28 protein-coding genes are annotated in these 25958 nt (G+C 64.5%); 11 read left to right on the top strand and 17 right to left on the bottom strand.

From position 1 onward, the window contains the following. Nucleotides 1-31: 31 nt before the first annotated feature. From ACQ754_RS08625 to ACQ754_RS08615, 3 genes are all read right to left on the bottom strand, one after another. Nucleotides 32-2044 carry a hypothetical protein gene (locus tag ACQ754_RS08625; protein WP_440996612.1) on the bottom strand — a complete coding sequence of 671 codons (2013 nt, stop codon included), beginning with the start codon at nucleotides 2042-2044 and terminating at the stop codon, nucleotides 32-34. A gap of 35 nt (nucleotides 2045-2079) precedes the next feature. Next, nucleotides 2080-3303: a carboxylate--amine ligase gene (locus ACQ754_RS08620; RefSeq protein WP_440996611.1), complete on the bottom strand. Its 1224-nt coding sequence runs from the start codon at nucleotides 3301-3303 to the stop codon at nucleotides 2080-2082. A 116-nt stretch (nucleotides 3304-3419) separates the two neighbouring features. After that, nucleotides 3420-4988, bottom strand: a complete 1569-nt coding sequence (locus ACQ754_RS08615; protein WP_440996610.1) for a short-chain fatty acyl-CoA regulator family protein — start codon at nucleotides 4986-4988, stop codon at nucleotides 3420-3422. A gap of 216 nt (nucleotides 4989-5204) precedes the next feature. Here ACQ754_RS08615 and ACQ754_RS08610 point away from each other — a divergent pair, with 216 nt between their 5' ends. From ACQ754_RS08610 to ACQ754_RS08590, 5 genes are all read left to right on the top strand, one after another. Then, nucleotides 5205-6575 (top strand): substrate-binding protein, encoded by a 1371-nt coding sequence (locus ACQ754_RS08610; RefSeq protein ID WP_440996609.1) that lies wholly within the window; start codon nucleotides 5205-5207, stop codon nucleotides 6573-6575. Nucleotides 6576-6688: 113 nt separating this feature from the next. Further along, nucleotides 6689-7633: a branched-chain amino acid ABC transporter permease gene (locus ACQ754_RS08605; protein ID WP_440996608.1), complete on the top strand. Its 945-nt coding sequence runs from the start codon at nucleotides 6689-6691 to the stop codon at nucleotides 7631-7633. Further along, nucleotides 7630-8694: a branched-chain amino acid ABC transporter permease gene (locus tag ACQ754_RS08600; protein WP_440996607.1), complete on the top strand. Its 1065-nt coding sequence runs from the start codon at nucleotides 7630-7632 to the stop codon at nucleotides 8692-8694. Before ACQ754_RS08605 ends, ACQ754_RS08600 begins: the two co-directional genes overlap by 4 nt. Nucleotides 8695-8710: 16 nt before the next feature. Further along, the gene (locus ACQ754_RS08595; RefSeq protein WP_440996606.1) at nucleotides 8711-9490 is read left to right on the top strand and encodes an ABC transporter ATP-binding protein; all 780 of its coding nucleotides are present in this window, start codon (nucleotides 8711-8713) and stop codon (nucleotides 9488-9490) included. Then, nucleotides 9487-10233, top strand: coding sequence for an ABC transporter ATP-binding protein (locus ACQ754_RS08590; protein ID WP_440996605.1), 747 nt, complete (start codon nucleotides 9487-9489; stop codon nucleotides 10231-10233). The genes ACQ754_RS08595 and ACQ754_RS08590 overlap by 4 nt, the downstream gene beginning before the upstream one ends. 62 nt (nucleotides 10234-10295) lie before the next feature. Here the strand turns inward: ACQ754_RS08590 and ACQ754_RS08585 are convergent, their stop codons facing one another. Further along, nucleotides 10296-10865: a carboxymuconolactone decarboxylase family protein gene (locus ACQ754_RS08585; protein ID WP_440996604.1), complete on the bottom strand. Its 570-nt coding sequence runs from the start codon at nucleotides 10863-10865 to the stop codon at nucleotides 10296-10298. Nucleotides 10866-11013: 148 nt separating this feature from the next. Between ACQ754_RS08585 and ACQ754_RS08580 the strand changes: the two genes are divergently transcribed. Then, entirely contained in the window at nucleotides 11014-11343 is a 330-nt protein-coding gene (locus ACQ754_RS08580; protein WP_440996603.1) for a monooxygenase, read from the top strand. Between the two features lie 260 nt (nucleotides 11344-11603). On the opposite strand, the gene ACQ754_RS08575 is transcribed toward ACQ754_RS08580, so the two are convergent. The 12 genes from ACQ754_RS08575 to ACQ754_RS08520 form a co-directional block, all read right to left on the bottom strand. Further along, nucleotides 11604-12602 (bottom strand): phage integrase, encoded by a 999-nt coding sequence (locus ACQ754_RS08575; protein ID WP_440996602.1) that lies wholly within the window; start codon nucleotides 12600-12602, stop codon nucleotides 11604-11606. A gap of 4 nt (nucleotides 12603-12606) precedes the next feature. Next, nucleotides 12607-13851 carry a hypothetical protein gene (locus tag ACQ754_RS08570; RefSeq protein ID WP_440996601.1) on the bottom strand — a complete coding sequence of 415 codons (1245 nt, stop codon included), beginning with the start codon at nucleotides 13849-13851 and terminating at the stop codon, nucleotides 12607-12609. A 67-nt stretch (nucleotides 13852-13918) separates the two neighbouring features. Beyond that, nucleotides 13919-14764, bottom strand: a complete 846-nt coding sequence (locus ACQ754_RS08565; RefSeq protein ID WP_440996600.1) for a hypothetical protein — start codon at nucleotides 14762-14764, stop codon at nucleotides 13919-13921. Then, nucleotides 14761-15978 (bottom strand): zonular occludens toxin domain-containing protein, encoded by a 1218-nt coding sequence (locus ACQ754_RS08560; RefSeq protein ID WP_440996599.1) that lies wholly within the window; start codon nucleotides 15976-15978, stop codon nucleotides 14761-14763. Before ACQ754_RS08560 ends, ACQ754_RS08565 begins: the two co-directional genes overlap by 4 nt. Before the next feature lie 3 nt (nucleotides 15979-15981). Then, nucleotides 15982-16287, bottom strand: a complete 306-nt coding sequence (locus tag ACQ754_RS08555) for a DUF2523 domain-containing protein (RefSeq protein WP_440996598.1) — start codon at nucleotides 16285-16287, stop codon at nucleotides 15982-15984. Continuing rightward, nucleotides 16287-17831 (bottom strand): virulence factor TspB C-terminal domain-related protein, encoded by a 1545-nt coding sequence (locus ACQ754_RS08550; RefSeq protein ID WP_440996597.1) that lies wholly within the window; start codon nucleotides 17829-17831, stop codon nucleotides 16287-16289. Before ACQ754_RS08550 ends, ACQ754_RS08555 begins: the two co-directional genes overlap by 1 nt. Nucleotides 17832-17984: 153 nt before the next feature. Then, entirely contained in the window at nucleotides 17985-18218 is a 234-nt protein-coding gene (locus ACQ754_RS08545; RefSeq protein ID WP_440996596.1) for a major capsid protein, read from the bottom strand. Between the two features lie 13 nt (nucleotides 18219-18231). Beyond that, the gene (locus tag ACQ754_RS08540) at nucleotides 18232-18441 is read right to left on the bottom strand and encodes a hypothetical protein (RefSeq protein WP_440996595.1); all 210 of its coding nucleotides are present in this window, start codon (nucleotides 18439-18441) and stop codon (nucleotides 18232-18234) included. Between the two features lie 6 nt (nucleotides 18442-18447). Continuing rightward, nucleotides 18448-18819 carry a hypothetical protein gene (locus ACQ754_RS08535; protein WP_440996594.1) on the bottom strand — a complete coding sequence of 124 codons (372 nt, stop codon included), beginning with the start codon at nucleotides 18817-18819 and terminating at the stop codon, nucleotides 18448-18450. Nucleotides 18820-18845: 26 nt separating this feature from the next. Continuing rightward, nucleotides 18846-19721 carry a hypothetical protein gene (locus ACQ754_RS08530; RefSeq protein ID WP_440996593.1) on the bottom strand — a complete coding sequence of 292 codons (876 nt, stop codon included), beginning with the start codon at nucleotides 19719-19721 and terminating at the stop codon, nucleotides 18846-18848. Beyond that, nucleotides 19718-19954, bottom strand: a complete 237-nt coding sequence (locus tag ACQ754_RS08525; RefSeq protein WP_440996592.1) for a hypothetical protein — start codon at nucleotides 19952-19954, stop codon at nucleotides 19718-19720. Before ACQ754_RS08525 ends, ACQ754_RS08530 begins: the two co-directional genes overlap by 4 nt. Next, nucleotides 19951-20154, bottom strand: a complete 204-nt coding sequence (locus ACQ754_RS08520) for a hypothetical protein (protein WP_440996591.1) — start codon at nucleotides 20152-20154, stop codon at nucleotides 19951-19953. Before ACQ754_RS08520 ends, ACQ754_RS08525 begins: the two co-directional genes overlap by 4 nt. 101 nt (nucleotides 20155-20255) lie before the next feature. On the opposite strand from ACQ754_RS08520, the gene ACQ754_RS08515 reads away from it, so the two are divergent. The 3 genes from ACQ754_RS08515 to ACQ754_RS08505 all read left to right on the top strand — a co-directional run bounded on the left by ACQ754_RS08515 (nucleotide 20256) and on the right by ACQ754_RS08505 (nucleotide 22038). After that, nucleotides 20256-20534, top strand: a complete 279-nt coding sequence (locus tag ACQ754_RS08515; RefSeq protein WP_440996590.1) for a helix-turn-helix domain-containing protein — start codon at nucleotides 20256-20258, stop codon at nucleotides 20532-20534. A gap of 156 nt (nucleotides 20535-20690) precedes the next feature. Then, the gene (locus ACQ754_RS08510) at nucleotides 20691-21158 is read left to right on the top strand and encodes an RDD family protein (protein ID WP_440996589.1); all 468 of its coding nucleotides are present in this window, start codon (nucleotides 20691-20693) and stop codon (nucleotides 21156-21158) included. A gap of 277 nt (nucleotides 21159-21435) precedes the next feature. Then, complete coding sequence (locus tag ACQ754_RS08505; protein WP_440996588.1) at nucleotides 21436-22038, top strand: DUF4145 domain-containing protein; 603 nt, start codon at nucleotides 21436-21438, stop codon at nucleotides 22036-22038. A gap of 152 nt (nucleotides 22039-22190) precedes the next feature. On the opposite strand, the gene ACQ754_RS08500 is transcribed toward ACQ754_RS08505, so the two are convergent. Continuing rightward, the gene (locus tag ACQ754_RS08500; protein WP_440996587.1) at nucleotides 22191-22970 is read right to left on the bottom strand and encodes a hypothetical protein; all 780 of its coding nucleotides are present in this window, start codon (nucleotides 22968-22970) and stop codon (nucleotides 22191-22193) included. Between the two features lie 503 nt (nucleotides 22971-23473). Between ACQ754_RS08500 and ACQ754_RS08495 the strand changes: the two genes are divergently transcribed. Together ACQ754_RS08495 and ACQ754_RS08490 are read left to right on the top strand one after the other, a co-directional pair. Next, on the top strand, nucleotides 23474-24715 hold the full coding sequence (locus ACQ754_RS08495) for a tyrosine-type recombinase/integrase (RefSeq protein ID WP_440996586.1): 1242 nt from the start codon (nucleotides 23474-23476) through the stop codon (nucleotides 24713-24715). Between the two features lie 618 nt (nucleotides 24716-25333). After that, nucleotides 25334-25759, top strand: coding sequence for a hypothetical protein (locus ACQ754_RS08490; RefSeq protein ID WP_440996585.1), 426 nt, complete (start codon nucleotides 25334-25336; stop codon nucleotides 25757-25759). The last annotated feature ends 199 nt before the right edge of the window (nucleotides 25760-25958 follow it).

Raw genomic sequence — 25958 nt, 5'->3', positions numbered from 1 at the left:
AAGCCGAGTCCGCCATGGCGGCGAGGGGGATTCAGGGCGACGGGTCCCCGTCCTTCACGGAGACGGGCATGCGATCCGCGCCCCAGCTGCGCTGGATGTAGCCGGTGACGGCCTCGAGCTCCGCGGCGGAGACGGCGGCAGGCGCGCCGCGCTCCAGTGGGTCGTAGTGGAAGATGTACAGCCGCGAGGCGAACTGCTCGAAGGGCAGCGAGGCCTCGCCGGAGAGCTCGCCGTTGTCCGCGGTGCTGACACGTACCCCGTCCCCCCAGTCCTGGCCGCTGTCGTTGTTGGGGTTGAAGAAATACACGCGCATCGCGCCGGCCGGGTCCAGGGCGACCCGCTGGATGGCAATGGCATGCCAGCCGATGAACCGGGCCGCAGTATCGGTGACCGCGATCCCGGCCGGCTGGGGATGAATGAGCGGTTGGTTGCCGTTGTAGTAGGGATGGTAGTAGCCATAGAAGTGGCGGAGGAAGTCCTCTAGGGCGGTGATCTCGCCGGTGGCCACGTCGACGTTGATGCGAAAGCCCCGCCCCACCCACCAGCCGTGGAACTCCGGGTTTACCCAGCGGTGGGGGTCGCCCCCGCGCTCGGCACACAGCCTTCCCATCTCATGGTAGATGTGGTCCAGGTGCGGGACGAGGATGAGCGATGCCGGGTCCAGGTCGATGGGCAGCGGTCGCCCGTCCAGGCAGCTGCGTGAAGAGATCGCCCGGCCCTCGAAGTGCATGATCACCTCGTCATCCCGGGCGGCCCACGCGAGGATCTGCAGCAGGTAATCCGGATCGTTGTACGACCACATGGACAACGCCCGGGCGGACTGGCAGGTGGGGTTATTGCCCTGGCCCACCCCTAACGGCAGGCCGAGCACCATGAGTACGCCTTCCAGCAGCCGGGTGCGCGGCGCCACGGTGTCGCCGTAGGCCAGCCACAGGCGGTTGGCGGCCCAGTCCGACAGTGGCAGGGCGATTTGGCGCCATAGTGCGGGGGCGACGGCGGACTGGTAGAGGATGCCCCGCTCCAGCAGCATCGCCAGCCCGTACACCGACTGCGCGGTGGCGGGCAGGACGGCCTCGTCGATCAAGGCCATTACCAGCTCACGGTAGCAAAGCAGGCCATCGCGGCCGGTGTTGGACAGGCCGAGGGCATCGGCGAGGAGGTGATCGGCGTTCGCCCGCAAAAAGCGCAGGAACGCCGCGTGGTAGGGGGAGGCGAGCCCGGTGTCGTGCATGGCCCGGGCGAAGCCGGTGGCCTCGGACTGCAGTGCCCCATTGTCGAGGCAGGCGAGTCGCTCCTCGAAGACCTCCAGTCCCGGGTCGTCCCGGCTGGCGTTGGTGGGGGCGAATAGGCTGCTCACCAGCCGCTCGGCACCGTGTCCGCTGGCGCCCAGGTCGATCGCCGGATCCGCCCGGCAGATGGCGATCTGGGTGATCATCTGCTTGATCGGGTCCACCTGGATCGGGCGCTGGCGTAGCATCCGCCAGATCTCGTCGATGAGCTGGTCGATGATGTGCTCGTAGCCGATCCGCTCCGCGAGGTGACGGAGCACCACGCGTGGGAGCTCGGCCAGCCGTCCCTGGGTGGCCCGCTCCGCCTCGCCGGGCGGGGTGAACACCATCGCCAGGTTGATGGCGAGCACCTGGGTCAGGTAGTGGTGCGCCTGTTCCATGGAGATCAGTGGGTGCAGGTATTCCCCCCGCCCCACTGTCAGCATCCGTAGCTCGCTGAGCGCCTCGATGACTACCGTGTTCGCATCCGGGCTCTGCAGGGCGTGGGTGGTCAGCGAGGGCACCAGGATCTGGGGCGTGGCCCAGTCCGAGCCTTCGAACAGCCCCGCCTCCTCGAGGGCCTGGATGCGGGCCTCGATGGCCGCGCAGCCCCCTTCCTGGAGCATCACCCGCCGCGCCGTATCCAGCACGCGCCCGAGCTTGGCCGGTTTGGAGAACGGCGGCGCCGCCGCGAGGGCGGCGCCGGCATCGTCGAGCTTGACCAGCAGGCCCGGCAGGGGGGCGCCGCTGCGCTCGTCGTCGCTGGGGGGTGTCACGCTGGCAGGCTCTCCACTGCGTTCGGACAGGGCTGCTAGACGTAGAAGTCCAGCTCTTCCTGGTGCTTGAGCAGGTCCCGCATCCGGTGGGGATCGTCACCGAAGAAGAATACCAGCCCCCAGTGGGTACCGAAGGCGGTCCGCTTGGTGACGGTCTCCTCCATAGGCGGGGTCAGCTCGTGGTAGTCGAAATAGGGATGGTTCTCCGTCTCCTCGGGGATCTCCAGGCGGCTGACCACCCGCCGCCGAGGGTAGACCCCGAAACAACCGGCATAGCCCTTGGCGCCCACCACGGGGGTGGGGAAGAACGCCTCGACCTCTTCCTCGGTGGTCTTGGGGTCGAATACCAGGATCGAGGCCTGATAGGGGTTAAACCCGTAGGCGCGCTCCATGAGCTCGAAGGCCTTGAACCCCGGTGGCCGGTAGGCGACCTCGCCGAAGTACATGGTGCCATCCGAGGTGACGAAGTACTCCGGGTGGATCTGGCCGTATTGGATGTCGAAGGTCTTGATCAGCTTCTCGATCTCTTTCTCGATCAACGGCCGCCAGCTCTCCAGCTCCGGCGTGGCGGGCACGAACACCGAATAGCCGAGGGTCACGTACTCGGAGATATTGAGGAAGCGGATCTTGCCGTCGTGGATCCAGGCCTCCACGGCGAATTCCCAGCCGTCCAGATGGCTCTCCATGAGCACCGGGAATTCCTCCTCCGGGATCATGTCGATCTCGTCCGGCGTGCGGATGACCCGGTGGCCGAGGCAGCCGGCCTTGTCGAAGGCCTTGAGATGGATGGGATCGTTGGGGTCGCCGTCGAGCTTGAGCAGGGTCTGATTGACGCGCTTGAGGAAGCGGATGACGTCATCATGGTCATGGGCCTCCTCGAAGATGCCCACGCGGATGCCGCCGAGCTGGGCGCGGCGCTTCATCAGGGCCTTGTCGCGGAACAGCACCGCCTGCCCGTGCAGACGTGGGTTGTCCATGAGCACCGCGTTGATGGCGCCGGCCCATTCCACCGTCTCCTCGAACAGCGGGATGGCAACGTCTACGCCCTTGTCACGCAACAGCTCGGCTATCTCCATGGAACGGTCGTTGAGGCGCTCGAAGTTCCAGGGGATATAGGGGATGCTGTGCTGCTCGCAGTATTCCTCGGCCCAGTCGGGGGCCACCACCAGGTAGCGGCGGTCGAAGTTCTCGGCGGCCTCGACGGCGTTGAGGCTCCAGCCCAGCAGGGCGACATAGCCTTTGTCAGGGTTCTTTTCCATGGTTGCGTTCCATTCGGCGGGGGAGGCTGGGTGCTATGACTTTGCCCCCGAGTATACACGCCCATATCGGTGTGCCATTCATCATCACGATCGCGATGCTCGCAGGCGCGTCGCGTTCAGCCGTTCGCTTCGCCTCCCTGGGGCAGGCGCTCGTGCGCGCGCTGGGCGCAGGCCTCGCGGGGGCAGTGACGGCAGCTCACCCCCACCTCCACCGTTGCCTCCGGGTGGGTGCTGAGACCGTCGGCGTAGGCGATGTCGCGTGCGTAGACCATGTCGCAGCCGATCATCACCGAGTAATGGCTCCGTGGGCTATTGAAGCCATGGTTGGCGCGGGTGAGCGCGCGCGCGATGAACAGGTAGCTGGTCCCATCGGGCATACGCGCGAGCTGGCGCAGCATCTCGCCGGGATGGCGGAACGCGGAGTACAGGACCCAGCGCGGACAGGCGCCGCCGTAGTGGGGCAGGCGCAGGCCCGAGGCGCTGAAGCGCTTGTCGATGTTGCCGGCGATGTCGGTGCGGACGAAGTGAAACGGGATGCCCTCGCGGCCGGCGCGTCGCAGCGTGCACAGGCGGTGACAGACCTGCTCGAAGCTGGCACCGAAGCGCTGCTGCAGGCGTTCGATGTCATAGCGGAGGCCTTCCGCGGCGGTGAGGAAGTGTTCATACGGGAACAGCAATGCGCCGGCGAAATAGCTGTAGAGCGCCTCGCGGCATCGCTGACGGGCCTCTTCCGTAGTCAGCCGTGGGTCTTCGGCAGCGGCGGCTACTACTTCCGGGGCATCCAGTCGGGCGATCGCGCGGGCGAGCTCGAAACGCACCCCGGTCTCGGGTAGCGCCTCGGAGAGGAGCAGCGTCCGCTCGCTGGTGTGAAAGCGGGTGCTCCGGGGGGCGAGAGCCGCGGGGTCGCGGACGCTCACCGTAACGCCATGGTGTTGCTCGAGGTGCTCCTGCAAGGCCGCAATCCCGGGAGGGGCCCCATCGCTGAGTTGTCCGCGCACGGCGTCCGCGGAGGCCTCCAGCCGGGGGAAGTGGGCGCTATGGTCGTAGATGACGTCATCCACCTCCTCGGCCGGTGAGGGGGCCGGGTTGTGGGCGCCGCGGCCGTTGATGAACTCGAACATCTCTGCGGTGCGGGCGGTCAGGGCCTCACTCCCCTCCGCGAGGGCGGTGCTGAACTGCCGGCGCTGCTCGCCGCTGAGATCGCCATAGTCGCGCAGGATCTCGGAGATCGAGCGGATGGAGGTGATCAGCGTGAGGATCCGGTGGCTGAGCTGTTCCAGGAAGGGGTCCGAGCTCACCCGCTCGCAGAGGAGCTGCAGCTGTTCGTTGGCGTCGTGATAGGCCCGATACAGGGTAAGGACCGCCCGGGCGAGCTCCGGCTCGGCGGCGATGCGGGCGGCGTCGTCCGTGCCCAGTGAGGTCTCTGCGAAGACCGGATCCGCCAGCGCCTCCACCAGGTCCGCTTCGGTGCGTGCTTCCTCGGCGCCCGACAGCGAGTGCAGATCCACCTCGAGCACGTCCGCGAGACGCCGCAGCAGGCTGCCGCCGATCCGGCGGCGGTTGTGCTCGATGAGGTTGAGGTAGCTCGGCGATATGCCCACTGACCGGGCCAGCGCCGCTTGCGTCAGGCCCAGGTGCTGGCGCTGGTGGCGTACCCGCTGACCCACCGGGGGGTGGTGTGCCATGGATTCGCGCTCCTCAAGCTCCCTGTCGATTTTCAAGTTTTACAGATTTACTCGTATCTGTGCAATTTATTTACAAATATCTCCCGAGTTTTTAGGTAGTTATTGTTGTGTTAACAGAGTCGCAGTAGTCTCAACACAGATAACAAGAGGCGGCCCGCCCGGGCCGCGTACCTTCCGGCTTCGCAATGCCGAACCGGTGCAAAGGAGGAGAGAGCGATGACCGACCATAACGACGACCATTCCCAGGGCGGCTGGAGCCGCCGCCGGGTGCTCAAGGCGGGGGCCGCATCGGCGCTGATCGCCGGGGCCGGGCCCATGATCTTCAGCCGCAACGCCTGGGCACAGGACGCGATCGGTAACTTCCCCGTCAAGGGCGACACGGTGATGCTCGGGTTCAACGTGCCCCAGACCGGTGCTTACGCCGACGAGGGGGCCGATGAGCTGCGCGCCTACAAGCTCGCCGTCAAGCACCTCAACAACGGCGGGGGCATGCTCGAGACCCTCAAGCCGAGCGCCCTGACCGGTCAGGGTGTGTTGGGCAAAAAGGTCGACTACGTCGAGGGCGACACCCAGACCAACCCCGATGCCGCCCGCACCAGCGCCCGGCGGATGATCGAGCGCGACGGGGTGATCATGTACGGCGGTGGCTCCTCCTCGGCGGTGGCCATTGCCCAGCAGTACCTCGCCCAGGAGATGGGCATCATCTTCATGGCGGGTCTCACCCACTCCAACGACACCACCGGAAAGGACAAGCGTCGCTACGGCTTCCGCCACTTCTTCAACGCCTATATGTCGGGCAAGGCCCTGGGGCCGGTGCTCGCGGGTGCATACGGAACGGACCGCCGCGCCTTCCATCTGACCGCGGACTACACCTGGGGCCACACCCAGTATGAGTCCATCAAGCAGTTCACCGAGGCCGAGGGCTGGAGCACAGTCAACAACATCATGACCCCCCTCGGGTCCACGGACTACTCGCAGTTCCTCACCGCCTTCCTGAACTCCGACGCCGACGTGCTGGTGCTCAACCACTACGGCAACGACATGGTGAACTCCCTCACCCAGGCCGTTCAGTTCGGCGTGCGCGACATGCAGAAGAACGGCAAGGACGTCCAGGTGGTGGTCCCGCTGTACAGCCGCCTCATGGCCCAGGGCGCCGGCGCCGAGAACATCGACGGCGTGTTCGGCTCCACGAACTGGAACTGGACCCTCCAGGACCCGGGTTCCCAGGCCTTCGTGAAGTCCTTCGAGGCGGAGTACGGCTTCCCGCCCTCCCAGGCGGCGCAGACCTGCTACGTCCAGACCCTGCTCTACGCCAATGCCTGTGAGCGGGCGGGCACCTTCTATCCGCCGGAAGTGATCCGCGCGCTGGAGGACTTCCGCTTCACCGGCGCCGGCCCGGGCGAGGCCCTCTATCGCGGCGGCGACCATCAGTGCTTCAAGGACATCCTGGTGGTGCAGGGCAAGGGCCCGGACGAGAAGAGCGGCGAGTTCGACCTGCTCAAGGTCCACCAGCAGGTCAAGCGCGACGACGTCATGTACCCCGTGGACACCTTCCCCGGGGAGCTCGGTCCTTACGAGCCGGCCTGAGTCGGGGCGTGTGAGCCCGGACCCGGCCCTTATCGGGGCCGGGTCTTCCTCCCCGCATCGGGGTTGCCCGCGAATGCGCCAGCGCTGCGCAGCGCGCCGCAACAGGTGAAATGATGTCCGCGAACGATGTATTCCTCCAGTTGGTCACTGGGCTGCAGATGGGGGCGATCTACGCCCTGATCGCCCTGGGGCTGACCTTGATCTTTGGCACCCTGGGCGTGGTCAATTTCGCCCATGGGGCCCTGTACGTAATCGCCATCTACGCCGCCGTCACCATCGGTGCCCATCTGGGTTTTTGGGCGGCGGTGGTATTGGTGCCCGCCCTGCTGTTCGTGGTGGGTATCGCCCTGGAACGGGGTATTATTCAGCGTTTCTATGACCGGCCGCACACGGATCAGATCCTCGTAACCTTCGGTATCGCCCTGGTGGTGGAGGAGGGGGCCAAGGCGATCTTCGGCGCCAACAACATTCCCTATCCGGTGCCCGACTGGGGCCAGGGGCAGATGATGTTCTACGGCACGGGTGCCACCATCCCTGATGTCCCCCGTTTCCAGGAGATGATCTCGGTGTGGATGCCGTTTATCGACGGCATGCTCTTCTATCCCACCTGGCGGATCATCCTGGTCCTGGTCGCCTTGCTCGCCATTGCCGCGCTGTTCTCGCTGCTGCAGTTCACCCGCTTCGGGCTGGTGGTGCGCTCGGGCATGCGTGACGCGGAGATGCTGCGTTTCCTCGGCATCAATATCACCGCCCGCTTCGCCATCGTTTTCGGCCTCGGTGCGCTGATCGCCGGCATCGCCGGCGTCTTTGGGGGGCCGGTCACCCAGGTTACACCGGAGGTGGGCATGCACTTGCTGGTGCCCTCATTCCTGGTGGTGGTCATCGGTGGCATGGGCTCACTGCCCGGGGCGCTGATCGCGGCGGTATTACTCGGGATGGCGCTATCGTTCTCCGCGGAGTACTCGGCCATCCAGCAGATCGTTATCTACCTGGTGGCTGTGGTCGTGCTGTTGGTTCGCCCGCGCGGGCTGCTGGGTAAGAAAGGGGTACTCGAATGAGCACCGGGCAAAGCCAAAACCGATGGGTCACGGAGATCAAGGTCCTCGGTGCCTTCGCCGTGCTGGTCTTCAGCATGCCATTCTGGCTGCCCTTGCTGGGCGGTTACGAGGCGTTGGCCACGAAGATCCTCATTTGGGCGCTCTTCGCCCTCGGCTTTGATGTCCTGCTGGGGTTCACGGGGTACCTGTCCTTTGGCCATGCGGCCTTCTTCGGCACCGCCGGCTACACCAGCGGGCTGATGTTCCTTCACGTTTCCGAGAACATCCTCCTGGCACTGATCGTCACCCTGGTGGTGATCATCGCGCTCTCGCTGGTGCTCGGTTTCCTCACCCTGCGCCGCAGCGGCATCTACTTCGCCATCCTGACCCTCGCCTTCGCGCAGATGCTGCACGCGGCGGCGCTGTCGATCTTCCAGGATTGGACCGGCGGGGATAACGGCCTGACCATGAGCGCGCAGCCGAACCTCTTCGGCCTGCATATGACCGGCCTTAACGTGTTTTACCTGGCGGCGGTGGTTCTGGTTATCGGGTTCGCTGCAGCGCGGCAGCTCCGGCGTTCGCCGTTCGGGCTGATGCTGCGCTCCATCAAGGAGAACCAGATGCGGCTCGAGTACACCGGCGTCAACGTCATGGCCTATAAGATGACGGCCTACCTCATCAGTGGCATTTACGCCGGTTTCGCGGGCTGGTTGATGGTGGTCTATGAGCCCTACGTGGCCACCAAGTTCCTGCACTGGTCCACCTCCGGCGAGGTGGTGATCATGTCCGTGATTGGCGGTGTGAACACCCTGATCGGGCCGATGATCGGCGCGGCATTCATGATGTTCTTCGAGAACGTGGTCCAGGCGGAGATCGGTGAGCTCTGGAAGCTGATCCTCGGGCTGATCTTCGTGCTGATCGTGATCTTCCTGCCCGGCGGGTTCGTGGACGGTTGGCGGCGGGTGCGCAAGGCCCTCGGCCATCGCGTCCCGGGGCGGCGGCACAATGTCCCGGACTCCCCGGAGTCCATGCGCAAGACCCGCGAGCGCGGCAGCGCGGCGCGGACCGGCGTCTCGGAATGATCCGGAGGAGTCACCCATGAGCCAAGCCAATGAGTCCTATCTGCTCGACGTCCAGGGCGTCTCCAAGCACTTTAGCGGATTGCAGGCGCTGAGCGACGTGAATCTCCAGGTGCCGGAGGGGTCGGTCCACGCCATCATCGGGCCCAACGGGGCGGGTAAATCGACGCTGCTGAACGTGCTCATCGGGCTGATCGAGGCGGATCAGGGCACGGTACGCTTCGACGGCCGCGAGCTTCGCGGCATCAAGCCCCACGACATCATCCAGCGGGGCATCGCCCGGGTGTTCCAGACGCCGCAGATCTTCCCGGCGCTGTCTTTGCTCGAGAACGTCTCCATCGCCGCGTTGGCCAAGCGTGACGGTCAATTCTCCGTACGGGTGCGGGAGAGCCTCGGGCGTGGGCACGCGATAACCGACGAGGCGGCCGAGACCCTGGCCGATGTCGGGCTCGGCGAACACCTCGACGAGCCCGCCCAGAGCCTTTCGCGGGGCGATAAGCGGCGCCTGGAGCTGGCGGTATGCCTGGCCGCGCATCCCAAGCTGCTCCTGCTCGACGAGCCCACGGCGGGGATGTCCCGTCACGACACCAACCGCACGGTGGAGTTGCTCGGCCGCATCGCCGAGCGGGGCATGACCAAGATCGTCATCGAGCACGACATGCACGTGGTGTTCAGCCTCGCCGAGCAGATCACCGTGCTCGCCCAGGGCCGGGTCATCGCCAGTGGCCGGCCGGAGGACGTACGGGGTGACCCACGGGTGGTCGAGGCCTATCTCGGCGGCGGACGGGAGGAGCAATGAGCACGAGCGCGGAGAAGTTCGATCAGACGCATGCCGACCAGGCCTTCCTGTCCTGCCGGGACATGCATGCCTATTACGGCGAGAGCTACATCCTCCAGGGCATGAGCTTCGATGTGGCGGAGGGCGGGGTGATGGCCCTGCTCGGCCGCAACGGCGCCGGCAAGACCTCGACCCTGCGTACCATCGCCCGGGCCCACGAGCCGGCGCTGCGCCAGGGTGAGATCCACCTCGCCGGCCAGGCCCTGCACCGGTGCAATGCCAATCAGGCGGCGCGGGCCGGTGTCCAGCTCGTCCCGGAGGATCGCCGGATCATCCCCGGTATCACCGTGGAGGAGAACCTTATCGTCGCCCAGGTGGCGCCCCCAATCGGCTGGCCGCTGGAGGAGATCTACGAGCACTTCCCCCGGCTCGCCGAGCGCCGCCGCCAGGACGCCGTCACCCTCTCCGGCGGTGAGCAGCAGATGCTGGCGGTGGCCCGGGCGATGGCGAGGGAGGTCAAGCTCCTGCTTCTCGACGAGCCCTATGAGGGCCTGGCCCCGCAGATCGTCGCCGAGATCGAGCGCATCGTCGCCCACGTCAAGGCGCTCGGCATCACCACCGTCATCGTCGAGCAGAACGCCATCGCGGCGCTGGAGCTTGCCGACTCGGCGGTAATCATCGACATGGGCGAGGTGGCCTACCAGGGCAGCGCCAAGGAAGTACTCGACAACAAGGAGCTGCGGGACGAGTACCTCGCGGTGTGAGTCGATTCCGCTGCCCTGGCGGCGGTGGCGTTCCGTTGGGGCGGCGCATGGCCCGTTGGCGCTTAGCCGTTCCAGGCGTGGGCGGCGAAGACGTCATCCACCGGCGGATGGTTGAGGTGGTTGGAGTAGTTGCTCAGCGTCTTCACCGCCAAGGCCAGCACGATGTCCATGATGTGGCGCTCCTCGAAGCCGGCGCCCAGGAAGGCGTCCACATCGGCCTGTGTCGGGCGTCCGCGGGTATGGAACATACGGCTGGTGAACTCCGATAGGGCCGCCAGGCGTTCATCCGGCACCGGCCGGTTCTGGCGTAGCGCCTCGGTGACCTCGCCGGGCACCTGGGAGGCCTTCTCCGCAAGCATGCTGTGGGCGGACATGCAGTAGGCACAGCCGTTTTCACGGCTGATGGTCAGGAACACCACCTCCTGCTCCGGGGGCGAGAACCCCGATTCATTGCGGAACAGCTCGTAGCCGTGGAGGTAAGTGTCCAGCACGCCCGGCACCTTGGCCATGTGCTGGTACATATTGGGTAGGAAGCCCAGCTTCTCCCGCGCCTGCTCCAGAAGCGGTCGGGCCTTGTCGTCGGCGTTGTCCAGGCTCTGCGGCGGGGTCTGGATGTGGTACTCGGCGCTCATGATAGTCTCCTGTTCAGGTACGAGGGGTCGCGTTGACGTTTCCCCTCCATGAGACCGGCACCCGGGTAGGGTATGGTATACGTGTCACTCCGTACCGGCGCTCCGGCGCCGCCGCTAGGATGCGAACCGAGCGACACAGGGAGGCGTGATGGCCGCAATCCTGCAGATTCACTTCCCTTTCGAGGGCCCCTTCGGCGAGGCAATGGTGGAGGCCATGACCCCGCTGGCGAGATCGATCAATGATGAGCCCGGCCTGCTGTGGAAGATCTGGACCGAGGACCCGCAGGCTCGGCGGGCCGGCGGTGTCTATCTATTCTCAAACCGCGAGGATGCCGAGGCCTATCGGCAAAAGCACACCGCCCGCCTCCAGGACATGGGCGTCACCGGAATAGAGGCGCAGATCCTGGACGTCAACGAACCGCTCTCGCAGATCAATGCCGGGCCAGCCGGCAGTGCGAGCCGCCGCGCTGGGGGTTGAAGGAGGCTCGGCGCCTGCAATCAGGCCCAGCGCCGGCGCAAAAGGGACGGTGTTGGGCGCTGTGATGGTTCAGTGCCCTTCGGTTCGGTGGCCACAATGTGGCCATTTCCTGGGCATGGCTTGGTGGGCCCGGCTGGATTCGAACCAGCGACCAAGGGATTATGAGAGCGGCCCCAGGGGCCACAGTCGCCCACTATCTGCGGTGAATCAGTGCGTTACGGTCTCGATGCGCCACTTGGCGCCACTGTTGTGGCTGGATGCTAGGACACGCCCTGGACACCGTGACACAGCGGGTTGAACTCCCGCGCTTCGGTCAGGTGATCCGGTGCCAGGTGGGCATAGCGCATGGTCATGTGAATGTCGGTATGGCCGAGGATCCGTTGCAGGGTCAGCAGGTTGCCACCGTTCATGATGAAGTGGCTGGCGAAGGTGTGGCGAAGCACATGGGCCAGCTGGCCGCGGGGAAGCTCCAGGCCAGCACGCTTCACGGCGCCGCGGAACGTGTAGTAACAGGACCTGAATAGCCGGCCTTCGTTTGTAGTCTTCACTTCCTCCAGGAGCTCAGGGTCCACCGGCACAGTCCGCACGCGGCCGCCTTTGGTGCGCACAAAAACGATGCGGTCGGCCTTCACCTGGTCGGCCTCCAGGGTCTCGGCCTCTGACCATCGTGCCCCGGTGGCGAGGCAGATTCGTGCCACGTGGTATGCGTCAAGGCGGTCGGCCTTCCGGAGCTCCACCAAGAGCGCCTGAATCTCGGAACTGGTCAGGTAGGTCAGCTCGCGTTCGCGTACCCGGATCTGGCGGATCCCGGCTACGGGATTGTCGCCCTTCCAGTCGCCCAAGCGGCGGAGTTCGTTGAACATGCCACGGAGGTAGGCGTGTTCATGGTTGACCGTTGAGGCCGTAACGCCCGATTCGAGGCGCCGCGCACGGTACCGGGTAAAGTCTTCGGCCGTGACGTGGCGGGCGATGGGGTTGCCCAGCTCGATCGCGATGCACTCAAGCTTGCGCCGACGACCCTTGCTGTCCTGTAGTTCGCGACCATGCAGGTGATACCAGGAGGCCACGAGCTCCAGGAGCCGCCGGTTATCCTGCTGACCCGGATTCCATTCGCGTCCCTGGATATGCTCGGTCTCGATCCAGGCAATGAACCGCTTCGCCTCGCCTTTGGTCCGGAAGGTCTTACGGATCCGACGACCACGGCCACCACCAGGGCGGATATCCGCTTGCCAACCCGTTTTCGTCTTCTTGATGGCCATAGGCTCAGGTGGCGAGTCTTCGCACCGCCAGGCCGTGTTCGATGACCTGTTGGGGGTCGAGGTCTCGCTGGCGCCAGTAGGCGCAGAGGTCTTGCCAGAAGCCCGCACGGCGCAGGTGGGCAATGACGCGGTGGGCCTTGTAGCCCTTGCGGGCGTAGAGGCTGAGCATGTTGCCCAGGGCGAGGGCCAGGTTCTTTTCGTTGCCCCGTCCGGGGGTCTTGTAGACGCGGCAGACGGTGAGCATTTCCTGTTCGGCCGCAATGGTGATGTCCTCGGTGAGCAACTGCCAAAACGGGTCGATGTAGCTGCACGAGTAGTCGAGGCGAAAGAGGTTGAGACCGTATTGATAGAGGCTGGTGAGGTACGGGGCGATGGCCTGGTAGCTCTCGAAGCCCTGGCCCTGCTCGGTCTGGATCTGCTGGACGACGCTGTGGTGGAAGCGCCATTCCAGCCGCCATACCGCCTTGTCGGGGTCGTGGCCCCGGTCATCCAGCCCCCTTTCGGGCGCCTCGGCCCATACGCCTTCCCAATAGTCGAGCTTGTCGCGGGCGTAGGCTTCCAGGTCCTTGCGGTAGAGGGCGAACTGTACGGAGTTGGCGCCGCCGAATAGGTAGGACTGGCCGCCGCCGTAGCGTTGGCAGGTCTCACCGCCGACGAGCTCCAGGCGGTCAATGCCGGTGTGCTCCACCTTCCGCCGGGCCTTGGTCTTGAGGCGTTCTTCCAGGTCCTTGGGCGGTTTCCAGCCCTGGACGTCGACGGCGAGGTGGACGGCGCAGCTGTGGGGCGTCGGTTCCTCCAGGAGGGTAGCCGCGAGCTCGTCGAGGAGGCGTTGCACCTGCTCGGGACCCTGGTCTTTGAGGAAGTGCGGGGAACACTCGATCTTGAGATGCGAGCCGGCGTCACGGAGGTTCTTGTAGCGACTGCCCAGGAGGACGATGAGGCCGAGTTCGTTGTTCTGCAGGCGATAGCGGTAGCCGCTTCGACCGCCGCCGGCAACGAGCCATTCCCGGTCGGCCCATTGGACGATGTCGCTGGACTCGAAGCGGGCCCCGGCATGGATGCGGCCGATCGATTCGACCTTCACGCGGCCGTGGTAGAGCTGGCGGATGGTATCGACCCCCACATGGAGGATACGTACCCCGGAGAGGTCCACCGGACGGTCGGGCATGAGGAATTCCCGGCCATGGGGGTCGGTGGTGCCATCCATCAAGGATGCGAAGCTAACCCGTTCCGCAAACTTCTTCGCCATCTGCCGTGCTCCTTTTGTGGCGCATTGTGTTCTTTCGTCCGGTCCGGTCTGTGCGTCTTAAGACGTGCTACAGGTACGTCTGCGCGCAAGGCGCGCCGGCGGCGAGCGGCGCGGCGCTGCGCGCCTGCGCCGCTTCGCCGCCGGGCGGGGCGGGCGCGGGTGGCGCCCGGGCCGGGATTCGGGCCCCGATGGGGTGCCGTTGGGCTGGCCGGTAGGGCCAGAGCTCGAGGCTCGCCCCCGTGGGTCCACAGGCCACGGGGTCTATCGAGGGACCCCTCGGCCTGTGGACTACGGGGACGAGCGCGGCCGCGCTGGCAGCGGGTGCGGTGGCCGCTGTGGCGTTTCCGCTGGCGGGCGGGGTTGCGGTACTCGCCCCGTGCAGGGCCACCAGCACCGCCAGGTGGCCGAGGTAGAGGGTCAGCGGCCAGCGCCCCGCCGGGGCGAGCCAGGCGAGGCGCTGGCCCAGGCCCTGCCATTCGCCGAGGCCGTGGACGCAGGCGAGCTGGCCGAGCACCAGGAAGGCGAGCACGGCGCCGGGCTGGTAGCCCGCCCAGGGGATCGGCCAGGCCGAGAGCTGGAGGACGGAGACGGCCAGGGCGGTGACCGGCGCCCGGCGGGCGAGGCCGAGTAGGGGGTAGGTGAGGCAGAAGACCACCAGGACCGGGACCATCGGGCCGGCCACCAGGAACCACAGTCCCCAGCTCGCCGCCGCCGCCACGATGACCTCCAGCAGCCGGGGGCGAAGGCCCGGGCGCCAGAGCCAGCCGGCAACGAACATGAAGCCCGGCAGGGCCAGGCGGGTGACGGCGCGGAGCTCGTCGGGGAGATACCCGAAGACCGCCAGGTGGTCGACGACCATGAGCACGAGCGCGGCGCCGCGCAGGCCATCGAGCCAGGCGGTGCGGGCAGTCATTCGGTGATCTCCACACCGTGGGGCCGGGCCCGCACGGGCTCGCCGCGCTCGGCGTTCTCCCAGCCCTCGCCCGCCGAGGGACTGGCCGCCGGGCCGACGCCGCCGCCAGTGGGGACGTTGGTACCGTCGTAGTCGCCGGCACGGATGCGCCGGGTCTGCTCCTGGAGAGCACGCACACGGCGGTAGCTCGCCAGGCGCTCGCGCAGGCGTTCGCGGCCGGCCTGCTGGCGCTCGCGGTCGTTGCCTTCGGGGTCGCGCATGAAGTCGAAGTAGCCATGCTCGACGATGCGCCGGCAGGTGGCGTCATCGACGCCGCTGATGCGCGTGGCCTGCTGGGTGTAGCAGGTGCAGCGGTCCTCGCTCGCGACACAGGCCTTAATGCGGGGGACGGTCTTCGGCTTGGCCGCCTCGGCGTAGAGCGGCGCGGTCCACGGCAGGCCCGGGACCTCGGGGGTCATGCGCTCGCGCCAGTCCACCGGTTGCGGGCGCGGGGCCGGGCGGCGTTCGGTGCCGGCGTATTGCTCCGGCGCCGGGGCCTGGCCCGGTGCGGGTTCCGCTGGGGCGGTGGGGGCCGGATCGGTCCCCGAACCCCCGGCGATGCCATCCTCGCCCCACAGGGTTTGATAGCCGTACCAGGCACCACCCACCACCGCCGCCAGGGCGGGGATGGCCCACAGGAGCTTCTTCGGCAGGCGGAACCGGTGGGTGTGGACCTCGGCGGATTTGTACAGGTAAAAGGTCTTCTTGGGATAGCGCCACTGGGTCTTCTGCGCCTTGGCGAGCTCGCCGCGGTCCTTGGGGTCCATGACCTCGTTGCCGTGGTAGAGCGTGGCAAACGGCGCACCGAAGTTGCGCTTCAGGTGCACGTGTTCGCCGACCAGGCGCCGGGCGTGGTGGTCCAGGAGGTTGGGGTGCTGGGTGATGAAGTACAGATCAATGCCCCGGTGGCGGTGGGTCTCCAGGGCGGCGACGCCTTCGGGGACCTTCTGCTGCGGGCCCCGGGGGCCGAAGTACTGCTGCACCTCATCGAGGACGACGATGGCCCCGTCCGGGACCTCCTCGGGCCAGTTGCGCGGTTCCTCGAGCGGATACCACGGGAGCTTCAGGTCCTCGATACCGTGATAATAGACCGGCCGCTCGGTGACCTCCTGGAGGGTGTGAATCACATACAGCGACTTGCCCGCGCCGGGGGTGCCGGTGACCAGGGTGAGCATGGGTTACCCTCCCTTGACCGGGGCGATGTGCTTGGCCCCGCCGGTGATGCCCTGCACCGCCAGGGTGGCGACCCAGGCGGAGAGGATGATGGTCATGGCCTCGTCGACGCCGAGGCGCCCGACGATGGCCACGGTGTTGGCGCCGAGGTTGCCGAAGGCGCCCGAGATCTGGCCCTTCAGCTGTTCGACGGCGGCGCTCGCGCCGACGTAGGTCACGAGCCCCAGGCCGAGTGCGGTGAGCACGCGGGCGACGAGGCTGCCGGCGATGCCGGCGAGGAACACGGCGATGGGTGCGAGGATCGCGGGCATTAGCTCACCCCCCGAAGCACGATGACGGACGCGAAGAAGTAGGCGAACGCGAGCAGCAGGGGCCGGATCAGGTCGGCGAGCTCGCAGAACGGATCGTATTCGATGGTGAAGCTCTCGATACCCGGTAGCCCCAGCGAGACGGTGTGCGGGGCCGGGCAGGCCTCGGAGAGCTCGAAGCCGGACGCATCGAGGTCGACTTCCTGGCTTAGATCGATCTCCTTGGTATTGGGAGCGTTGGCCTCGGAGTCATCGAGCAGCGAGTCCTGGTTGTTGTACTCCTCCGAGCCCTCCAGGTCCTCGCGCCATTCCTCGGCGGCGCAGCGCTGTTTCCATTGCTCGTGGGCGATGGCGCAGAGGATGGGGTCGCCGTCGCAGCTCGGCGCACTCTCGCAGGAACCCTCCCCGTACTCATTGCCGCCCTCGTCGCATTCCTCGGTGGCCGGGTCACATTCCCCCTCGCCATCGCCCTCGTCACCGTCGCCACCACCGCCGCCGCCGGAGTCGTCATCGCCGCCGGAGCTGTCATCGTCCCCGCCGGAGTCGTCATCGCCCCCGGATTCATCATCCCCGCCGGTGTCGTCGTCTCCGCCCTCCTGGTCATCGCCGTCCTGGTTGCTGTCGTCGTTGGAGTCGTCGTCGTTGTTCGAATCATCGTCGTTATTGGAGTCGTCATCGTTGTTGTCGTCGTCCTCGCCGCCGGTGGAGTCGTCTCCGCCGGAGGAGTCATCGCCATCGCCACCACCGCCGCCGGTGCCACCGCCATCGGGGTCCGAGTCACCGTCGCCGCCACTGCTGTCGTCGCCGCCCTCGGAGTCATCCCCGGAGCCGGAATCGTCATCGCCTCCACCGCCGTCGCCGGAATCCCCGTCACCACTGCCGGAGTCACCACCACCACCTCCGCCGCCTCCGCCACCGGAACCCGAGTCATCGTCGGAACCGGAATCATCGTCCGAGCCGGAGTCGTCGTCAGAGCCCGAGTCGTCATCGCTATTCGAATCGTCCTGGCCGTCGTCGTCATCCTCCGGCGGCGGCTCTTCCTCCTCCTCCATTTCGGGCTGCTCGTCCTCATACAGGCAGGTCTCACCGGTCGAGACGTAACTGGCCGAATAGCCGACGTCCTGGTTACCCGCCGCAAAGGTTTCACTGAGCTGGCAGCCGCGATAGCAAATGCTTTCGGGCACCTCGGCAAGGCTAGAGGCATTTGGAAACGAAAAGCTGGTTTCGTAGTCGGTGGGGCATTCGGTGCGGCAATAGCCCGTACCGTTATCCATGACCTGGCCTTCGCCCTCCGCGCACGACCACCACTCCACGAACCGGTAGGCGTCATAGCCGCCGGGATGGATGGTCTTCTCATCGGTGCAGCCGAACCTGAGCGGATCGGCGTAGCAGTTGTTGAAGGCCTGTTCCCACTGCCCCTGGTCGTCGGTCCAGTTGTACCAACCGGCACCCCCCAGGTTTGCCTCCTCCAGGCCCTCCATGCTGATCGCGAACGCGCTCGCCGGTGCGGCGAGCATCACGACGAGCACCCAACTGGCACGCCCCATCAGCTCCCCCCGACCATCAAGTAGGCGGCCGAAAGGACGACGGCGATGTAGAGCCAGGGCAGCGGATCGGTGGGCATTGCTTTCCTCCCTGCATGAAGAAAGGGGCGGGGCGGTGCCCGCCCCTTGCCGGGGGAGAGAGGCCAGAGGGCGCGATTAGGAGAAGATCGCGCCCTTGACCCACTTGTAGACGACCGCCAGGCCGGCGAGGCCGATGATGGCGCCGCCGACCGCGGAGATCGCCGAGGCGCCATCGGAGCTGATGGCGTTGGTGGCCTCGGAGACGTCGATACCCGAGGACTCGGCCATGGCCGCACCGGAGGCCAGGGCGGTGGTCATCGCCGCCCCGGTGCGGGCGGCATGGCGCTTGATGGTGTCGGTGAGCTGCATGGGGTTTCCTCCCTTAGCTGAGCAGTCGCAGAACGCGGCGGACGATGAAGGCCAGGGCCAGGACGAACAGCGCCGCCGCAATCAGCTGATTCGCCTGGTCGTAGGTGATCCCCGGCCATGCCTGGTAGGCCGTCTCCTCGACCACGGCAGCGGTTCCGGGGCACACCGGCGCCCCTTGGGCGTCGATCTGCCAGTCCTCGCTGCAGGTGAGGAGTACGGCCATGGGGGATTACGCCCCCTTCCGGGAGGCCGGGGCCTCGGCGGAGGCGCTAGCACCACTGCCGGCCGCGGCACTGGCGGTGCCGCCACTGCGCCCACCGCCATTGCCGGCGGCATCGTCGGGCAGGACCTCCAGGGCGAACATCCCGGTCTTGCCCCCGCCGGCCATCTGGAGACGGACCCGGAGCTTGTGCTGGCGCGGGAGCTGGGTGGCGTCGAGCTGGTCGACGAGCTTGGGGTCCGCCGGCATGGTCATGGGGATGACGCCTTTGACGTCGCCATCATCGACGCGCTCGGCGAGATAGAGCTTGGTGTAGGTGTTGCCGTCGACATGGACCCGGCGAATGCCGAGGACGTCCACATCCAATACCTGCTGCATCATGGTTGCACGCTCCTTTGCGCCGACGTTTACAAACCGGGCACCGGTCGGCGTTCGGTGCCCTCACCAGGTCCCCGGCGGGCCGCAGAGGCCGGTCCCGGCCGGGATGGTGTAGAAAACACCCGGTGCGCCCGGGTGAAGGCGGGGGAGGCGGGGAGCACGGACAAAACGCCTCCTGCCAGGGACTCAGGCGCGATGCGTTCGCAGTCTTCGCCGAGGCTGACGCGGAGCCATTCGGCGGTGCTGCGCTCGGCATCGGGAAAGCCGTTCGCCGGGACACCGGCGGCGATGAGCTGGTCCGCCGCTTTGTTGAGTAGCTGGCGGGCCTCGGTGAGGTTCATGGGGTGGCGCAGGCCCGCGCAGTAGTCGCGGCAGGCCTTCAACGCGGAGCGGCAGAGCACCAGGGCGGCGTATTCCGCGGTTTCGCCTTCGGCGAGCTGGGCGCAGGCGTCGGCGTGGACCAGTCCGGTCATCAGGATCGTCGCCCGGGCGCGTTCGTCCAGGAGCGGGCCGGTTTCGCCTTTCACCTCGCCGTGGCGGTAGTTGTCGGAGCCGCGTCCGCACTCGAAGGTGAGCCAGGCATCGAAGTCGGCGCGCCAGTTGGTGGGGGTGGCCGCATCGGCGCCCTGTTCGACCAGCCGCCTACGGGCGCGGGCGATGGCCGGGGCGGCCTCGCCTCGGGTCTCCGGCAGGCGGAGCTCGGGGGCGTAAGCCTGGCATTCCGCCAGGGTGGTGCGGATGACACCGAGGATCGGGGCGCCGGCGGTGTCGGTGCGGGCCTCGCCGTCCAGGAGGACCTGGCAGTGATCCAGGGCGGCGACCAGCACGGAGCGGTGGCCGCGCTGGGTCTGGAAGCGGCCCCGGTAGGTGCTGACGGGTAGGGCGGCGCTGGCGGGGGCGGTCATGGCCGGCCCTCCTTGAAGGCAGCCAGGGCCTCGAAGTACTCGGCGTACTCGGCCAGGCGTTCCGGGGCGATGACGCCATCGCGGACCATCATGGCCAGCGCCCCGGACCAGTTGGCGGACTTCGCCCGGGCCTGGGCGGTGTCGTCGAACGGTTCCGCCGCACGGGCGACACGATCGACGGCGGCGTGCAGGCGCTCGAGCTCCGGGGGGTCGATGGAGGGCATGGCGGTCATGACCAGTCCTCCGATTTCATGCACTCGTCGTGGAGCAGCGCCACGTTGATGAGACGGTGCTTGCCGACCTTGATCGTCGGGATCTGGCCGCGCTCGATCCAGCCTCGCACCACCCCGTCTTCGACGCCGGCCAGCTCGGCGAAACGCTGGCGGGACATCACGGGGACCATTGCGGGTTGCCGGGCGTTGAGGTCTTCCATATCCTCGATCTCACATAGTTAGCCACGTTGCCCCACAGTGCGCGGATTGTAGCTGCTACATCTGTGGCACTTACCGGGCAAGTATATGCCACAGGTGTAGCATGTCAACCATAGGGATGAGGATTAAGGAGATCCGCGAGACTGAGGGATTGGGCCGAACGAAGTTCGCCGAACTCCTCGGCGTCTCGATGCGGACTATTCAGGGAATCGAACAGCGCGGCAGCTCCCCACGCCAAGAGGTAATGGAGGCCATCGCTAACCACTGGCCTCAATACAGCTACTGGCTCCTCACCGGGAAGACCATGCCGGAGCAGGGCCAGATTAACCCAGCGACGGAGAAGGCGCGCAAGGACTCGGATGGGGCAGCGGAAGCCTCCTAGCTGCCAGCAAAGCCGCTAGCCGCTGGTTCGCAGCCAGGAACGGCGACCAAGAAGGGACCAAATAAGAACGGCAACAAAAAAACGGTTGCCTGCTGTTGGGGGACAGGACCAATCCGAGTCAACGAAAAGTGAAAGTAAGAAGAAGGAACTTCAAGGATGACGGAAAAGAATCTTGAGTACGCCGGCTTTTGGGTAAGAGCACTCGCCATGCTCGTGGATAGCCTCCTTCTAATGGTTATCTGTGGCTTCCTCACCTCGCTAGTATACGGCCCTTACTACTTCTACTCGGGTGAGATGATAATCGGCAAAGCCGATTTCTTTATTAACTGGCTCCTGCCCGCCATTATCATTATCAGCTTTTGGGAAATAACGCAGGCGACACCTGGAAACATGCTAATCCGTGCGCGGATCGTCGACGCTAATAGCGGGAAACACGCCGGACTAGGTCAGCATATCGGGCGATATTTAGCCTATGTGATATCCGCTTTGCCCTTATTTCTTGGCTTCCTATGGGCCGCTTTCGATCCCCGGAAACAATCCTGGCATGATAAATTAGCAAATACAGTAGTCGTCCGCGAAATCATACTCACCAAAACACCCGTTATTCCCATGGCAAAGAAATAATAGATACAACAATCTCGCGCCCAAGTTCACCTATTCAACTTGTTGCCCTTTCCTATTCCTAATCAAACGCTTATGGTCACGGTATATGTCTAATATCCCAGCAATAACCAAAACCGCTTTTGCGTGCCCACATTGCACCGCATTTACGACTCAAACGTGGAGCTCTCTATACCTAAAACGTCTTTCCGGAGAAAATCCGACGCCAAACATACCGACCGATAAAACTATTGCATATATTCGTGATCATGCGGATATACCGTCCCACACAAGAGACGAAATGCTTCGTTATATGGAGCGTATACATACAGGGCGCCTGTTCACGGACCGGGAATCTACTGGATCAAATCTCACTACGAAACTCGCGAATTTACACGTAGCCCAATGCTATAATTGCAAAGAGTTTTCCGTATGGGTTTTTGATAATCTAATCTATCCGCGACACTCTCTTGATCTCACTCCGAATGGTGATCTACCTGAACATATCAAAGACCTATATAACGAAGGGCGCGCCATCATACAGGATTCTCCCAAAGGTGCTGCTGCCCTTTTGCGGCTAGCCCTACAACATCTATGTATTCACCTTGGCTATCCTGGACGAAATATCAATTCTGATATCGCCAGCATGGTCCAACAGGGCCTAAATCCTATGGTTCAAAGGGCCTTAGATTACGTGCGTATCGTGGGCAATGACGCGGTCCATCCGGGAAACATTGATCTGAATGACAATCGAGAAATAGCCGAGCACCTTTTTGAGCTAATTAATCTAATTGCGGAACAAATGATATCGCATCCAAAAAAGGTGGCTGAATTATATGAATCACTCCCCGAAGAGAAGCGAGATGGCGTCTCAAATCGTGATAATCACGGTCCACAATCATAGTACACCCCGACAATGACGCCGACGCCTAACAACTTTGATCGTAAACCCGGAACGCAGCACGATAATATTTTGTCGCTGGATTTTTAATGGCCACGATGTGATAACTATAAAGAGACTCTAGGTATTAAGCCGATCCGCTTTGCCTCCCTCTGCTAAACGCCACCTCCGGAAACCCCAAAGTTTTCCAAAAACCCCGCAACCCGAGAGGATATTCCTTCCCCGGCTTGTAATGTACGATTAACCGCGATGGCTGCTGTGGGAACTTTTTTAATGGCCTTCCAAATTTCACCAAGTCTGCTTACGGTTTCGTCCGCACCATACTCATCTATTGTTTCTGGATGGTCGATGACTTCGCTATAGCCCTCAAAAAACGCGTCACGAAAAGCCCGCTCACCCATAATTTTATACTTACGCAACGCCGTTTCAATTATTTGCACCTGTCGCTCTATAAAGGTCCGCAAATCATCCGGGAACGTTTTCTCATGAAGTAGATTCTTTATTGTATCCAAGTTTGTTTCTATTTCTGATAGCAACTCCTCTTCTACTAAACCATTGTCATCCGGAAGCACAGAAGCACACCACTGTAACGATAGCAACGTTGCCTCGTCCAAGTACTTTTTTTTGTCATTCCAGTTTGTCGACAAATTGTCCATTTGAAGGGCTTTTTCTATTCGAGAAAAATAGGGGTTCCAAAGATCGCCGTAAAACCCGGACTCCTGCATCTTAGCTTGAGCACTATGAAACTCCCTTGTAAGCGCATTTAGGGAATCCGTTACCGCCATGTTCCGTTCCGCTTGTCGCCCTCCCTCGACTCCAAACACATCTGTCCAAACGTCGATTGTTGACGTGTTCGGGTTTTTACCCGCCGCACTTGAAAGAATTAAGTATACCCGAGTGGCGGCGTTTGTCTTCTCTTTGAAATTGTTACTCATAGTGCTTTAGTATTACTAACGGGTGAACGTTTTCAACGGCCGATCACTCTTACGCAGAAAAATCGGACGAATGTGACTGGGCGTGAAGCGCAGCGCGTCCAGAAGCGGAAGTGACCCATTATGTCGAAACTGATGCGTCCCTCTTTCACAACCGCATTCACGACAGCATGGAGGCGAAACATGGTTTGGTATACTTCAACGCAGTGGACACAAAGTGGACGCTGCAGAGCGCTCGCACCGGTTTCTACTGTCGTATCTCCTTGAAAAATATGGTGGGCCCGGCTGGATTCGAACCAGCGACCAAGGGATTATGAGATCCAAGGCGACCTGACTACGGCCGTCGTTTCTGTCCCATCCTCGCCGTCCGACACCTCTGCAACCAACTGATATACCGCCATTCATCGGCTATCCTTGTCGCTCCGCGTCTACTGCCATAACCTCGTAAAGGTGACCCTCGGGGTGACCCTGAGGTGACCCTGGAAGTGACCCTTACGGGAGGGAGCATGGCGGGAACGAGGCATCAGCTCACGGCGAAGGCGATTCAGCAGGCCAAGCCGGCGGAACGGGCCTACGACCTGTATGACGGCGGCAACGGTCTATCGCTGCGCGTGAATCCTGGCGGCGGGAAGTCCTGGCGCCTCCGCTACAAGCTGCACGGCAAGACCGAGGTGATGACGCTCGGAACGCTCGCGGATCTGACACTCGCGAAGGCGCGGGAGCGGGCCGAGGAGGCGCGTCGGTTGGCACGGTCCGGGGTGAGCCCGGCGGCGGAGGCGCAACGCGCGCGGCACGAGCGGCGGATTATGCCGACGGTGACCGATTTCGCCGACGAGTACATACGCCTCCACGCCAAACCGAACAAGAAGACTTGGCGCGTCGATGAGCAGATCCTGAACCGCTGGGTCATCCCGGAGCTCGGGAAGGTGCCGCTCGGCGATCTGCACCGCCGGGACGTGGTAGCGGTGATTGACCAGGTGCGCGAGGCCGGGAACAGCCGGCAGCCCGGGAAGGTACTCGCCGTGTTCCGTCGGATGCTCCGCTTCGCCGTAGAGCGCGGGGTGATCGAGCAGAGCCCGGCCGTCTACGTGACAGTGAAGCAGCCGGTAGGGCCGACGCGCGCGCTCTCGCATGACGAGGTGCGGCGGTGGTGGTCCGGCACGTTCGATCCGGCCACCGGGGCCCTGCCTGCCAGGCTCGCGCTGCGGTTGCTTCTCCTGACCGGCCAACGGGGCGGCGAAGTAGGTGGGCTGCGCGTGGAGGAGCTGGACCTCGAGGGCGGCGTCTGGCATGTCCCCGGCGAGCGCCGCAAGATGGGGCATCCGCACCGGGTACCATTGAGCGATGCGGCCCGGGCCGTTGTTGACCAGGCGATGGCGGAGACTACCGCTGATGGCTTCCTGTTTCCGAACAGGACGGAGACTGGTGGGGTACGGGTAGACGGCGCATTGCGCGCGACCTTACGGCGGATCTTCGCGGACTATGAGCGCCCGCCCGGTACACACGACGCGCGCCGTGTAGTGGCTACCGAGCTGGCCGAATGCCTGGAGTGCTCCGAGGAAGCGATCGCCGCGGTCCTCGGCCACCAGCCGAAGACGGTAACCGCCAGCTATATCAAACGGCGTGAGCGCATGGCCCGCGCACCGCTTCACGCCTGGGCATCGCATCTCGCAGAACTCACCGGGGAAGTCGGCAGCGCCCAGTGGGACAACGTCGTTGCCCTCAGCGGTGACCCGGCATCACGATAGTCCGAACCGTAACGAAACCTACCGTTCGTCGGGAATTATCGGGCCTGGAAGCGTGCAGCGATAAGAAACGATGAAAGATGATTAATCGTGTTATCTCGTTTCCTGCCATCTGCACGTAATGTGCAAATCCTGCATCTACACAACGGGTTAGGCGATCGCCTAAAGTGGTCTCCGACCGACAACATAGGACGAGAAAGGGCCCGACGGTGCGGCAACACCGCCGGGCCCGGTACCGGCTTAGGGCGCCGGCTGGCCGCTGCGAACGACAGCCACGCCCGATGGTGACGGAGTAGATACGGGGTGGCGTGCGTGCGTCCATGACGATACCGCCGATCCATCCAGCGCTACAACCTCCCCACCGTGTCCGGTACCCCGTCCTCCAACGCAGGAGACGGAGATGCCCGACGCGAACATTGCCCCGAAATATCTCACCGATCGCCAGGTAGCAGCTCGCTACTCGATCGCGCGGACGACTGTGTGGAAGTGGGCGGCTGACGGGGTCATCCCGCGGCCCGTGAAGATAGCGCCCAACGCTGCGCGCTGGCCGGTGGATGTACTCGATGACCATGACCGGCGGACCTTCCTATCCGCGGCAGCGGAATAACCGGGAGGTGGATCATGGCCGAACACGAACTAGAACCCCCGGCCGTCGCTGGGCCGGGGGCGGAGGGCGAGCGCGCCAGCAAGAGCACTCGCGAGCAGCATACCCCACCCGTCCGCTGGTGGACAAAGCGTCGCCGCGTCCTCCATTACATGGCGCGCGGTGGCAGTCTCAATCGCTTCGAGGCGGTGGGCCACCTCCACGACTGGGTGTTGCCATCGACGGTCAGCGCTATCACCGCCCAGTACGGGATCACCGTAGACCGCCGATCCGAAACGGTACGTGGGTACATGGGCGCCCCGACCACCACGACGCGATACTGGCTTTCCTCCGAGGAACAGCGGGCGGCACTCAATGCCCTGGCACGGGAGGCTGATACCGCGGGGCTAGCCGAAACCGCCAATATCCTCCGCCAACGGACCGACGAGGGAGGTGGGGCATGACGGCGACCACCTCACTACTCCGACCACATGATTGTCGCGCCTGGCGCCGGGCCCTGGTGGCCGCGTATTCCGTCCGATGCGCGCCAGACCGCCACAGAGCTGTGGCCGCATGGGCCCGGGCCCTCAAGTTCCACAGCCACAGCGATAAGTTATTGATCCGTCGGTGGGCGGTTGGCATTTTTGGCACAACTACGCGAGG

Source organism: Arhodomonas sp. SL1 (assembly GCF_052060015.1).
Taxonomy (GTDB): domain Bacteria; phylum Pseudomonadota; class Gammaproteobacteria; order Nitrococcales; family Nitrococcaceae; genus Arhodomonas.
Note: the sequence above shows the minus strand (reverse complement) of the source record. Positions and strands in the feature narration are given on the sequence as shown.

Excerpts from the sequence above, each read along its gene's own strand:
- ACQ754_RS08610 (WP_440996609.1), top strand. The coding sequence starts at position 5,205 with ATGACCGACCATAACGACGACCATTCCCAGGGCGGCTGGAGCCGCCGC.
- ACQ754_RS08520 (WP_440996591.1), bottom strand. The coding sequence starts at position 20,154 with ATGGAAGACCTCAACGCCCGGCAACCCGCAATGGTCCCCGTGATGTCC.
- ACQ754_RS08600 (WP_440996607.1), top strand. The coding sequence starts at position 7,630 with ATGAGCACCGGGCAAAGCCAAAACCGATGGGTCACGGAGATCAAGGTC.
- ACQ754_RS08615 (WP_440996610.1), bottom strand. The coding sequence starts at position 4,988 with ATGGCACACCACCCCCCGGTGGGTCAGCGGGTACGCCACCAGCGCCAG.
- ACQ754_RS08510 (WP_440996589.1), top strand. The coding sequence starts at position 20,691 with ATGACGGAAAAGAATCTTGAGTACGCCGGCTTTTGGGTAAGAGCACTC.
- ACQ754_RS08555 (WP_440996598.1), bottom strand. The coding sequence starts at position 16,287 with ATGCCCGCGATCCTCGCACCCATCGCCGTGTTCCTCGCCGGCATCGCC.
- ACQ754_RS08570 (WP_440996601.1), bottom strand. The coding sequence starts at position 13,851 with ATGGCGAAGAAGTTTGCGGAACGGGTTAGCTTCGCATCCTTGATGGAT.
- ACQ754_RS08575 (WP_440996602.1), bottom strand. The coding sequence starts at position 12,602 with ATGGCCATCAAGAAGACGAAAACGGGTTGGCAAGCGGATATCCGCCCT.
- ACQ754_RS08525 (WP_440996592.1), bottom strand. The coding sequence starts at position 19,954 with ATGACCGCCATGCCCTCCATCGACCCCCCGGAGCTCGAGCGCCTGCAC.
- ACQ754_RS08590 (WP_440996605.1), top strand. The coding sequence starts at position 9,487 with ATGAGCACGAGCGCGGAGAAGTTCGATCAGACGCATGCCGACCAGGCC.
- ACQ754_RS08545 (WP_440996596.1), bottom strand. The coding sequence starts at position 18,218 with ATGCAGCTCACCGACACCATCAAGCGCCATGCCGCCCGCACCGGGGCG.
- ACQ754_RS08530 (WP_440996593.1), bottom strand. The coding sequence starts at position 19,721 with ATGACCGCCCCCGCCAGCGCCGCCCTACCCGTCAGCACCTACCGGGGC.
- ACQ754_RS08495 (WP_440996586.1), top strand. The coding sequence starts at position 23,474 with ATGGCGGGAACGAGGCATCAGCTCACGGCGAAGGCGATTCAGCAGGCC.
- ACQ754_RS08560 (WP_440996599.1), bottom strand. The coding sequence starts at position 15,978 with ATGCTCACCCTGGTCACCGGCACCCCCGGCGCGGGCAAGTCGCTGTAT.
- ACQ754_RS08595 (WP_440996606.1), top strand. The coding sequence starts at position 8,711 with ATGAGCCAAGCCAATGAGTCCTATCTGCTCGACGTCCAGGGCGTCTCC.
- ACQ754_RS08585 (WP_440996604.1), bottom strand. The coding sequence starts at position 10,865 with ATGAGCGCCGAGTACCACATCCAGACCCCGCCGCAGAGCCTGGACAAC.
- ACQ754_RS08490 (WP_440996585.1), top strand. The coding sequence starts at position 25,334 with ATGGCCGAACACGAACTAGAACCCCCGGCCGTCGCTGGGCCGGGGGCG.
- ACQ754_RS08515 (WP_440996590.1), top strand. The coding sequence starts at position 20,256 with ATGTCAACCATAGGGATGAGGATTAAGGAGATCCGCGAGACTGAGGGA.
- ACQ754_RS08500 (WP_440996587.1), bottom strand. The coding sequence starts at position 22,970 with ATGAGTAACAATTTCAAAGAGAAGACAAACGCCGCCACTCGGGTATAC.
- ACQ754_RS08605 (WP_440996608.1), top strand. The coding sequence starts at position 6,689 with ATGTCCGCGAACGATGTATTCCTCCAGTTGGTCACTGGGCTGCAGATG.
- ACQ754_RS08550 (WP_440996597.1), bottom strand. The coding sequence starts at position 17,831 with ATGGGGCGTGCCAGTTGGGTGCTCGTCGTGATGCTCGCCGCACCGGCG.
- ACQ754_RS08565 (WP_440996600.1), bottom strand. The coding sequence starts at position 14,764 with ATGACTGCCCGCACCGCCTGGCTCGATGGCCTGCGCGGCGCCGCGCTC.
- ACQ754_RS08540 (WP_440996595.1), bottom strand. The coding sequence starts at position 18,441 with ATGGCCGTACTCCTCACCTGCAGCGAGGACTGGCAGATCGACGCCCAA.
- ACQ754_RS08535 (WP_440996594.1), bottom strand. The coding sequence starts at position 18,819 with ATGATGCAGCAGGTATTGGATGTGGACGTCCTCGGCATTCGCCGGGTC.
- ACQ754_RS08580 (WP_440996603.1), top strand. The coding sequence starts at position 11,014 with ATGGCCGCAATCCTGCAGATTCACTTCCCTTTCGAGGGCCCCTTCGGC.
- ACQ754_RS08505 (WP_440996588.1), top strand. The coding sequence starts at position 21,436 with ATGCTTCGTTATATGGAGCGTATACATACAGGGCGCCTGTTCACGGAC.
- ACQ754_RS08620 (WP_440996611.1), bottom strand. The coding sequence starts at position 3,303 with ATGGAAAAGAACCCTGACAAAGGCTATGTCGCCCTGCTGGGCTGGAGC.